Source organism: Pseudomonas sp. P4_C3 (assembly GCF_056402075.1).
Genome location: NZ_JBFUIC010000167.1, coordinates 1 through 9,571, shown reverse-complemented (window position 1 = coordinate 9,571; position 9,571 = coordinate 1). Strand labels below are relative to the sequence as shown.

The 9,571-nt window shown below is 59.9% G+C and carries 6 protein-coding genes; 1 reads left to right on the top strand and 5 read right to left on the bottom strand.

What is annotated here, in order from left to right:
* Positions 1-163 precede the first annotated feature (163 nt).
* From AC1DVH_RS21160 to AC1DVH_RS21150, 3 genes are read right to left on the bottom strand one after another with little or no spacing between them, the layout of a single operon-like run.
* A complete protein-coding gene (locus tag AC1DVH_RS21160; protein ID WP_477755451.1) occupies positions 164-3,214 on the bottom strand; it encodes an efflux RND transporter permease subunit in 3,051 nt (1,016 codons plus the stop codon).
* Positions 3,211-4,275: an efflux RND transporter periplasmic adaptor subunit gene (locus AC1DVH_RS21155; protein ID WP_477755450.1), complete on the bottom strand. Its 1,065-nt coding sequence runs from the start codon at positions 4,273-4,275 to the stop codon at positions 3,211-3,213. Before AC1DVH_RS21155 ends, AC1DVH_RS21160 begins: the two co-directional genes overlap by 4 nt.
* The gene (locus AC1DVH_RS21150; protein WP_477755449.1) at positions 4,272-5,375 is read right to left on the bottom strand and encodes an efflux RND transporter periplasmic adaptor subunit; all 1,104 of its coding nucleotides are present in this window, start codon (positions 5,373-5,375) and stop codon (positions 4,272-4,274) included. Before AC1DVH_RS21150 ends, AC1DVH_RS21155 begins: the two co-directional genes overlap by 4 nt.
* A 175-nt stretch (positions 5,376-5,550) precedes the next feature.
* Here AC1DVH_RS21150 and AC1DVH_RS21145 point away from each other — a divergent pair, with 175 nt between their 5' ends.
* Positions 5,551-6,747, top strand: a complete 1,197-nt coding sequence (locus AC1DVH_RS21145) for an AAA family ATPase (protein ID WP_477755448.1) — start codon at positions 5,551-5,553, stop codon at positions 6,745-6,747.
* A gap of 112 nt (positions 6,748-6,859) precedes the next feature.
* Here AC1DVH_RS21145 and AC1DVH_RS21140 read toward each other — a convergent pair whose 3' ends face one another.
* The gene (locus AC1DVH_RS21140; protein WP_477755447.1) at positions 6,860-7,642 is read right to left on the bottom strand and encodes a MetQ/NlpA family ABC transporter substrate-binding protein; all 783 of its coding nucleotides are present in this window, start codon (positions 7,640-7,642) and stop codon (positions 6,860-6,862) included.
* 178 nt (positions 7,643-7,820) lie between these two features.
* Positions 7,821-9,571: RHS repeat-associated core domain-containing protein (locus AC1DVH_RS21135; protein ID WP_477755446.1), on the bottom strand; the 1,751-nt coding region annotated here is incomplete at its 5' end.

Genomic DNA, 9,571 nt, shown 5'->3' with positions numbered 1-9,571 from the left:
TAGGTGGGATGTAGGAGCTGCCGAAGGCTGCGATCTTTTGCTTTTGTTGCCAGAGCCGATGTCTTCGCGAGCAAGTCGGATCGCCGCACCGCCGCTCCCACAGGGTTCAGCGCAATCCCTGTGGGAGCGAGCTTGCTCGCGATGAGCGCGATGCGCTCGCTTTTTAAACAGCCTCTTTCTTCGGCTCGCGAATCTTGTACCAGGCCACATACAGCGCTGGCAAAAACAGCAGCGTCAGCAAGGTGGCGATGACGATCCCGCCGATCATTGCATAGGCCATCGGCCCCCAGAACACTTCCCGGGCAATCGGGATCATCCCCAGGCTCGCGGCGGCTGCCGTCAGCAGGATCGGCCGGCGTCGGTGTTCAGTGGCCTCGACCACCGCGTCCCACGGCTCATAGCCTTTATTCTCGTACTCATCGATCTGGGTCACCAGRATCACCGAGTTACGGATGATGATACCGATCAGCGCCAGAATCCCCAGGATCGCCACGAAGCCCATTGGCGTTCCGGTTGGCACCAACGCCAGCACCACGCCGATCAAGCCCAGTGGCGCGACGCTGGCGACCAGGAACATCTTCTGCACGCTGTGCAACTGGATCATCAGGAACGTGGCCATCAAGAACAGCATCAACGGCACAACCTTGGCAATCGGCCCCTGGGCCTTGCCGCTTTCCTCCACCGTACCACCGGTGGCGACCTTGTAACCCGCCGGCAGTTTGGCAGCGAAAGCGTCGATGGACGGCTTGAGGATTTTCACCAGGTCCGTCGGCTGGATCTCGTCGCGTATCGCCGCCTTGATGGTGATGGTCGGCAGGCGATCCCTACGCCATACCAACGGCTGCTCCAGTTCGTAGCGCACCGTGGCGAACGCCAGCAACGGAATCGACGTGCCGCTAGGCGTGACGATTTGCAGGTTCTGCAGGGTTTCCGGCGTACCGCGTTCGGAATCTACCGCGCGACCGACCACGTTGATCAGGTAGATGTCGTCGTCGACCTGGGTCACCGCCTGGCCACTGACGATGCCGTTCATCAGGTTGGCCACATCCTCGGAAGACAACCCCAACTGCCGCGCCTTGTCCTGGGCGATGTCGATGCGCAGGACTTTGCCCGGTTCGTTCCAGTCGTAGATGATCTCGCCAACGTGCGGGTTCTTGTCCAGCTCGGTGGCCAGGTCGATGGCATGGCGGCGCACCTGATCGACGTCTTTGCCGCTGACCCGGTACTGGATCGGACGCCCTACCGGCGGGCCCATTTCCAGTGCCTGGACATAACTGCCGATGCCGACGAAGTCGTTGCGCAAGCGCTCGCGAAGCTTCTGCATCATGGCTTCACGGGTATGGCCTTTGCTGACGATCACCAACTGCGCGTAGAACGGGTTTTGCAGTTGTTGGTCCAGTGGCAGATAGAAGCGGATCGCGCCCTGACCGACATAGGTGCTCCAGCGCACGATGTCCGGATCGTCCTTGAGCGTGGCCTCGAGTCGATCGACGGCCCGGCGGGTTTCGTCGAGCGAGGCGTTTTGCGGCAGGTTCAGGTCCACCAGGATTTCAGGACGATCCGAAGACGGGAAGAACTGGTTCTGCACGTAGCGCATGCTGAACAGCGCCAGCACAAAACACAGCACCGTAATGCCAATGGCCCACCAGCGATTGCGCATGCACCACAGCAGCCCGCCGTTGAACGCCTTGCCGATGCGCCCGGGTTCGCCTTCGTGGGGTTTCACGTTGGTGCTGAGGATGTGCACGCCGATCACCGGCGCAAACAGCACCGCCACCACCCACGACACCAGCATCGCACAGGCAATCACCGCAAACAGGGTGTAGGTGTATTCACCGGCGGAGCTGGCGTTCAAGCCGATCGGCACGAAGCCCGCGACGGTGACCAGCGTACCGGTGAGCATCGGGAACGCCGTGGAGGTGTAGGCGAAGGTCGCCGCCTGCTCCTTGGTCTCGCCCAATTCCAGACGCGTGACCATCATCTCCACGGTGATCATCGCGTCGTCCACCATCAGGCCGAGGGAAATGATCAGTGCGCCAAGGGAGATCCGCTGCATGGTAATGCCGCTGTACTCCATGAACACGAAGACCAACGCCAGCACCAACGGGATCGAGCACGCCACCACCAGCCCGGCACGCACACCGAGGCTGATGAAGCTAACCACCAGCACGATGATCACCGCTTCGAACAGCGCACGGGTAAAGCCGCCGACGGCCTCTTCCACCACCACGGCCTGATCCGAGACGTTGTAGATGCCAACACCCACCGGCAGGTCGGCGGTCAGTTGTTCGATACGCTCGTGCAAGGCCTTGCCGAACGCCTGGACATTGCCACCCTTTTGCATGGCAATCGCCAGGCCGATGGCCTGTTTACCGTTGTAGCGGAATTCCGGCGAGGCCGGATCGACATAGCCGCGACTGATTTCGGCAATGTCGGCCAGACGATAGTAGCGGTCGTTGAGCTTGAGGTTGACCTCGGCCAGGTCTTTCTCCGAAGCGAACTTCCCTGAAGTGCGCACCGAAATCCGCTCCGGCCCGGCCTCGATGACACCTGCCGGGGTCACGGCGTTCTGGGTTTGCAGGCTCTGCACCACCTGACGCTGATCGATGCCCAGCGCGGCGAGTTTGCGCGTGGAGAAGTTCAGGTACAGCACTTCGTCCTGCTGGCCGACCATCTCGATCTTGCCCAGCCCCGGCACGCCGCGAATTTCCATGCGCGCCTGTTCCACGTAGTCGCGCAACTGACGCAGGGTCAGGCCGTCGGCGGTGAAGGCGTAGATCGAGCCGAAGACGTCACCGAACTCGTCGTTGAACGACGGCCCCTGTATGCCTTGCGGGAACTGGTATTTGATGTCGTTGATCTTCTTGCGCACCTGGTACCAGATTTCCGGGATGTCCTTGGCACTGGTGGTGTCGCGCAGGTACACGTACACAGTGGACTCACCGGGGCGCGTGTAGCTTTTCACATAGTCGAGGGAGTCGAGTTCTTCGAGCTTTTTCTCGATCCGGTCAGTGATCTGCTTGAGGGTTTCCTCCTGGGTCGCCCCCGGCCATTTGCTCTGGATCACCATGGTTTTGATGGTGAACGAAGGGTCTTCTTCGCGCCCCAGGTTGAAGTACGAGAACACACCCATCAGCAATGCGACGAACATCAGATACCAGATGAACGACTGATGCTTGAGGGCCCACTCCGAGAGATTGAAAGGCCCTTTCATTGACTGTCCTCGTCGATTTTCACTTGTTGCCCCGGCTTGAGACTGTTCACGCCCGCACTGACCACCCGCTCGCCGTTCTTCACGCCGCCGGCCAGCACCACGGTGCTGTCGGTACGGCTGATCACGGTGATGTCACGGGGAGAGACGGTTTTACTCTGTGCATCGATCACCCAGATGCGTGGCTTGCCATCGACCTCCTGCAGCGCGGTGAGCGGCAACTCGATGCGCGGCTTGATCGCCGAGCTCAGGGTGACGCTGATGGCCGTACCCAAGCGGAAGCCCTGTGGCGTTTCGGCCAGGGTCAGGCGGGCGCGACGGGTGCGTGTGGCGCTTTGAGCCTTGGGTTCGATTTCGCGGATGATGGCGGTGGTGTTGATGCTTGGATCAAGTTGTGCAGCAACCAGGAACACCACATCGCTGGGCAGTTGATCGACCAGGGTATCGGGCAGGTCGATCACCGCTTCCTTGATGTCCGGCTGCGCCAGGGTCACCACTTGCTGACCGGCCGTCACCACTTGCCCGGCCTCGGCGCTCCACGCGGTGACCACGGCTTTATGGTCGACACGCAACTCGGTGTAGCCCAGTTGGTCCTTGCTCTGGTTGACGGCTGCCCGGGCCTGATCGAGGGAGGCCTGGGTGGTTTTCAGGTCCGTGTTGGCCTCGTCGAGTTGTGCTTGCGCGCCGACCCCGCGGTCAAACAAGGCTTGCTGACGCTGGGCAGTGGCCTTGGCGTTGATCAGTTGCGCCTGGATTTTCGCCAGATCGCCCTGGGCCGAGCGCAATTGGTTCTGCTGATCTGAAGGATCGAGGGTGGCGAGCAATGTGCCCTTCTCGACCTCGGCGCCGACATCGACGTTACGACTGGCGATTCGCCCGCCCACGCGGAACCCGGTATTGCTTTCATAGCGTGCCTGGATACTGCCGGCGAAGCGACCCAGGTCCTCTTCGCTCAAGGCCTGGACCTTGATCGATAGCACCGGCCGTACCGGCGCCGGCGGCGGTTCGCTCTTGGAACAGGCGCTCAGCACCAGCCCGATGGACAACGCCCATAAAGGCTTCATGGCTTTGCTCCCCACGTCAGGTCCTTGTAAGTGTTTTCGGCAATCTCGACTTCCATGTCCGGGTGCAACAGTTGCCCGCCCGCGATGATGACTTTGTCCCCGTCCTTCAACCCGCCACTGATGATGACCTTGCCCGTCAGGTAGCGGCTGACCGTCACCGAATGCAATTGCGCCTTGCCCTTGTCGTCGACAATCCAGACAGCAGGATTGCTGATGTTTTTGGTCAGCGCCGACCACGGCAACTCGATGACCGGCTTGCCCGATCCCCTGGCTGTGGCACTCACCACCGAACCCAACTGCATGCCGTCGGGCAGTTTGTCGAGGCCGACCTTGACCTGCACGGTTCCGGATTGCGCCGACACCGACGGGGTGATTTCGCGTACGGTGCCGGTGGTTTTGATCGCAGGGTTGTCGAGCAAGCTGAGGACAATGGTGTGATCTCCCGGCTTCTCGGCCAGCAGCGATTCATAGACATTGAACACCGCATCCCGGTCGCCGTCCCGGGCCAGGCTGAAGATCGGCATCGTCGCCTGCACCACCTGGCCGACTTCCGCCTGACGCTCGGTAATGATCCCCGGCGCATCGGCAATCAGCGCCGTATAGCTCAACTGATCCCTGGCATTGGCCAACTGCGCCTGGGCCGCGCTCAGGGCGCTCTGGCTGCTGTGCAAGGCGGCCTGAGCAGAGTCATATTCGCTCTGGCTGGTGTAGCCCTTGGGCAAGAGTTTTTGCTGACGTACGAACGCCAGCTCGCTCTGCTTCACCCGCGCCTGTTCGGCGACCACTTGTGCCTGGGCCGAGTCGACATTGGTCTGCAGATCCTTGGGATCGAGCCGGGCGAGCACTTGCTTGGCGGTCACACGATCACCGACGTCAACCGAACGCTGGATGATCTTGCCACCGACGCGGAAAGACAGCTCCGTCTGTACCCGCGCCTGGATATCACCGGTGAGGGTGACCGAGGCCGCGTAATCCGCTGGCTTGACGACCTGCACGAACACCCGTGGCAGGTATTCCTGTACGGGCTTTTTCTCCTCGCAAGCCGTTAGCAGGGTGACGACACTCAAGGCCATGACTACTTTCAATCCGGGAACCGCCATGCAAACTCCTTGGCCTTTTTATGGACAACTCGACAGAGAGCTTAGAACAGGATTTCAACGGCGCACGCTCCCTTTATGAAGAAACAATTCATAACGTTTTCCCCAAAAAACACGTGTCATAGACGCCTGCACGTACCTGAAAATGAGCCCGCTCGATCTCGCCTCAGGAACAAATATGCTCAAGACCCTCGCGGTGGCCAATTACCGCTCGATCAACAAATTGGTGATCCCGCTGGGCCGGCTGAATCTGATCACCGGCCCTAATGGCAGCGGTAAATCCAACCTTTACCGTGCACTGCGCCTGCTGGCGGAAACCGCTCAGGGCGGCGTGGTCAATGCGCTGGCCCGCGAAGGTGGGCTGAATTCGACCTTCTGGGCGGGCCCGGAAACCATCACCCGGCGTATGCGCAATGGCGAAGTGCCCGTCGAGGCCACGGTGCGCCAGGGCGTCAAACGCCTGCGGCTGGGGTTTGCCGGGGAAGATTTTGGCTACTCGATCAGCCTGGGCCTGCCCGATTCCAATGGCCATTTCATGCTCCCCGGGCACAGTTCGCCCATACCGTCACGCTTCGGCCTCGACCCGCAGATCAAGCGCGAATGCCTCTGGGCTGGAGCGTTCTATCGTCCGGCCAGTCTGCTGGTCGATCGTGACGGCCCAATGATCCGCGCCCGCGCCGATCGCAAGTGGGATGTGCTGGCGCAGCACACGCCGATGTTCGACAGTCTGTTCGATCAGGTCGGCAGCTTGCGCAGTTCGCCGGAAGTGCTGGAGATGCGCGAGTTCATCCGCCGCTGGCGCTTTTACGATCACTTTCGCAGCGACACCGACGCCCCGGTGCGCCAGCCGCAACTGGGCACCCGCACGCCGGTGCTGCACCACGACGGACGCGACCTGGCGGCGGCCTTGCAAACGATCATCGAAATCGGCGATCCCGAGGCATTGCGAGCCGCGATCAGCGACGCGTTTCCCGGCGCCAGGCTGGCTATCGAACCGCTGCCGGGCGGGCGCTTCGCCATCGAGTTTCATCAGGAGGGGTTGTTGCGGCCGTTGTCGGCGGCGGAGTTGTCGGACGGGACGTTGCGCTATTTGCTGCTGGTCGCCGCACTGCTGACACCACGGCCGCCGACACTCATGGTGTTGAACGAGCCGGAAACCAGCCTGCATCCGGATCTGCTGCCGGCGCTGGCGCGCTTGATCATCCGCGCCTCCGGGCAGTGCCAGGTGTGGGTGGTGTCCCATGCCCGGCGATTGATTTCGGCATTGCAGCAAGACCCCGACTGCAACTGCATCGTGCTGGAGAAAGATCTTGGCCAGACCGCAATTGTCGGCCAGCGCATGCTGGATGAACCGGCATGGTATTGGCCGGATTGAACGACGCGTGATTTGCCGGGACGCCAGTCTGAGCAATCCATCGCCCCAAAAAAAACGCCGACGCTAAATCAGCCGTCGGCGTTTGAAACCTTAAAGGGGTTTGCTTCGCGAATCAGAACGCCGGCAGTACCGCGCCGCTGTACTTCTTCTCGATGAATGCTTTCACTTGCGGGCTGGTCAGGGCCTTGGCCAGTTTCTGGATGGCAACGCTGTCCTTGTTGTCCGGACGGGCCACCAGGAAGTTCACGTAAGGCGAATCGGCACCTTCGATTACCAGGGCGTCTTTAGCCGGGTTCAGACCCGCTTCCAGTGCGTAGTTGGTGTTGATCATGTCCAGGTCGACCTGATCCAGCACACGCGGCAACATCGCGGACTCAAGCTCCTTGAACTTGAAGTTGTGCGGGTTCTTGGCGATGTCTTTCGGGGTCGACACGGCGTTTTTCGGGTCTTTCAACTCGATCAGGCCAGCCTTCTGCAGCAGGATCAGGGCACGGCCGCTGTTGCTGCCTTCGTTCGGGATGGCAATGGTCGCGCCATCTTTGAGCTCAGCCAGGGTTTTGACTTTCTTCGAGTAGCCGCCGAAAGGTTCAACGTGCACGCCAATCACGGTTTCAAGGTGAGTGCCTTTGCCTTCGTTGAAGCTCTTCAGGTACGGCAGGGTCTGGAAGTAGTTGGCGTCCAGACGCTTCTGGTCGACCTGCACGTTCGGCTGAACGTAGTCGGTGAAGACTTTGATTTCCAGGTCCACGCCTTCTTTGGCGAGGGTTGGCTTGATCAGCTCGAGAATCTCGGCGTGTGGGACCGGGGTCGCGGCAACCACCAGTTTCTCGCCAGCCTGGGCCAGGCCCGCGGTCAGGGCAGCTGCCAGTGCGGTGAACAACAGAACCTTTTTCATGCAGTGTCCTTATCGAAAATCACAGTCGCTTGTGGCGACGGCTTGAAAACGAGAGTGCCAGTGAAGTGCTATCGCTGGTGTGAAGCGGACAATACCGAGATTTTTTATTCCCGGACAATAACTTTTATTCGCTTTGATATTCCATTTTGAAAGAATCTAACTCACTGGTCATCATTGCTCAATTGCAGCGCAGTTTGAGGATCTGCTCGGCAATCTCATGGGTAAATGACTCCAGAGCGTCCACCACATCTCTTCGAGTCTCCTGAGCACTGAAATCCTCGGCCAGTGACGGCCAGCTTTTTTGAAGAATTGCGTCGACTTTGGCGGCGTACTTTTCCGAATTCGCGGCCACGAACGCTGATGTAGCAGCGATACTCGCCCCACTGATTACCGTTTTTACCGTCAACACGTTATTGAGCCGGCTCTGCAATTTGACGGTACTTTTCACCGCCTCATTTGCCGTAGAAGCAGCGGCATATAGACGCCGCCCAGCGGCTGCGCGCGCGCCCCCTCGTTGTGCAGTCGCCACGTACTCCAGGGAGCGCACACTTTTCGTCAACGCAAAGCCAATGCCTTTACTGCCAATTTTTGCAACCGCGGTGGCCCCGAGCGACACCACTCCCAGCGCTATCGACGAGTAGGTCAATAGCTGGGCGCCAACGGTATCCGGGGCCAGCTCATCGACAACCGCCGAGGCAATTGAAACCGTCGCGGAAATGACCTCCAGCGTTAACAAGGCGAAGGCGTTAGCCGAGATCGGTACGAGTGGTGCGGTTGCGCCCATGGTAACGACTGTCAGGGCAATCGCGGCGGCAGCCAGGGCGGCGCTCACACCGATTTTCACCCACCCCAAGGTCGAGATATGCCCGGTGGGATCCTTGAGATTGACCGGATCTCCCAGACAATAGGCATAGGCATTGATGCCGCCATCCTCAAAGGGGCTCCAACTGTCGGGGCTGTGAAATCGCATCAATCGGGGGTTGTAGGCCCGATAACCCCTGCCGAGCAGATAGCACCCGGTTGACGGGTCCAGTCGCTCACCCTGAAACCCCAGCAGGGCGCCAAGTCCGCTCGATGCGGGGCGATCACCATAAGGAAGACAAGACAAAACAGATTCGTCTTGAGATCCAAGGCGCGCAAGGGCCGTGCCCTGACCATCCGTGACAAACAAGACAACGTCGTCACCTTGCTGCTCGGCCAAGGACTTGCCGTCGCCTGACAACAGACTGCGTCGGTGGTTACCGGCCACTTCGCTGCACAGTGCATGCTCGCTATAGAAAAGCCTGATCAGCTCTCCGGATTCGGCAGCCACCGCATGCAATTGATCTTCGCCGTCGAATTGATAATGCGCACGACCGCCAGCGCTGGCCACACTTTCGAGCCGACTCAGCGTGTCATATCTGAACGTGCGCCCTTGGTTATCGTTGAGCAGATTACCGTTGGCATCGTATTCGAAGCTCACTTGCCCGGGTTGATAGTGCGCGTGACTGTGAGTCAGTGAACTCAACTGGGTTTTATCAGGGCGATCGTAGGAAAACCTGCACAGGTTCACCTCCCCATCGAACCCCGTACGCACCGTCAACAGGTTATCGAGGTAGTCGTAGGTGAATTCCTGAAAATCAATGCGTTTTCCCCAGGCATCGATCGGTGCCTGCGTGCCCTCACAGTCATAGCGCTTCAGGCGCCCGCGCCTGTCGTAGGCGAAGGTTTCTGTACGTGATTGCGTACCGGACACCAACGATCGCTGTTGAAGTTTGTCATCGGCCCCAAACACTTGAAGGATTTCCAGGCGAGATCCGTCGCCGAACTGCGAAATACGCTGGATCTCACGACCGAATTCATCGTGATTCAAGGCGGTCGTCAACGAACGTTTCGAGGCGGTGTCCTCGACACTCAATGTCAGCAACTGGCCCCGGGCACCGTAGGTGT

Coding starts and splice junctions, on each gene's coding strand:
- AC1DVH_RS21145 (WP_477755448.1), top strand. CDS start 5,551: ATGCTCAAGACCCTCGCGGTGGCCAATTACCGCTCGATCAACAAATTG.
- AC1DVH_RS21140 (WP_477755447.1), bottom strand. CDS start 7,642: ATGAAAAAGGTTCTGTTGTTCACCGCACTGGCAGCTGCCCTGACCGCG.
- AC1DVH_RS21155 (WP_477755450.1), bottom strand. CDS start 4,275: ATGAAGCCTTTATGGGCGTTGTCCATCGGGCTGGTGCTGAGCGCCTGT.
- AC1DVH_RS21150 (WP_477755449.1), bottom strand. CDS start 5,375: ATGGCGGTTCCCGGATTGAAAGTAGTCATGGCCTTGAGTGTCGTCACC.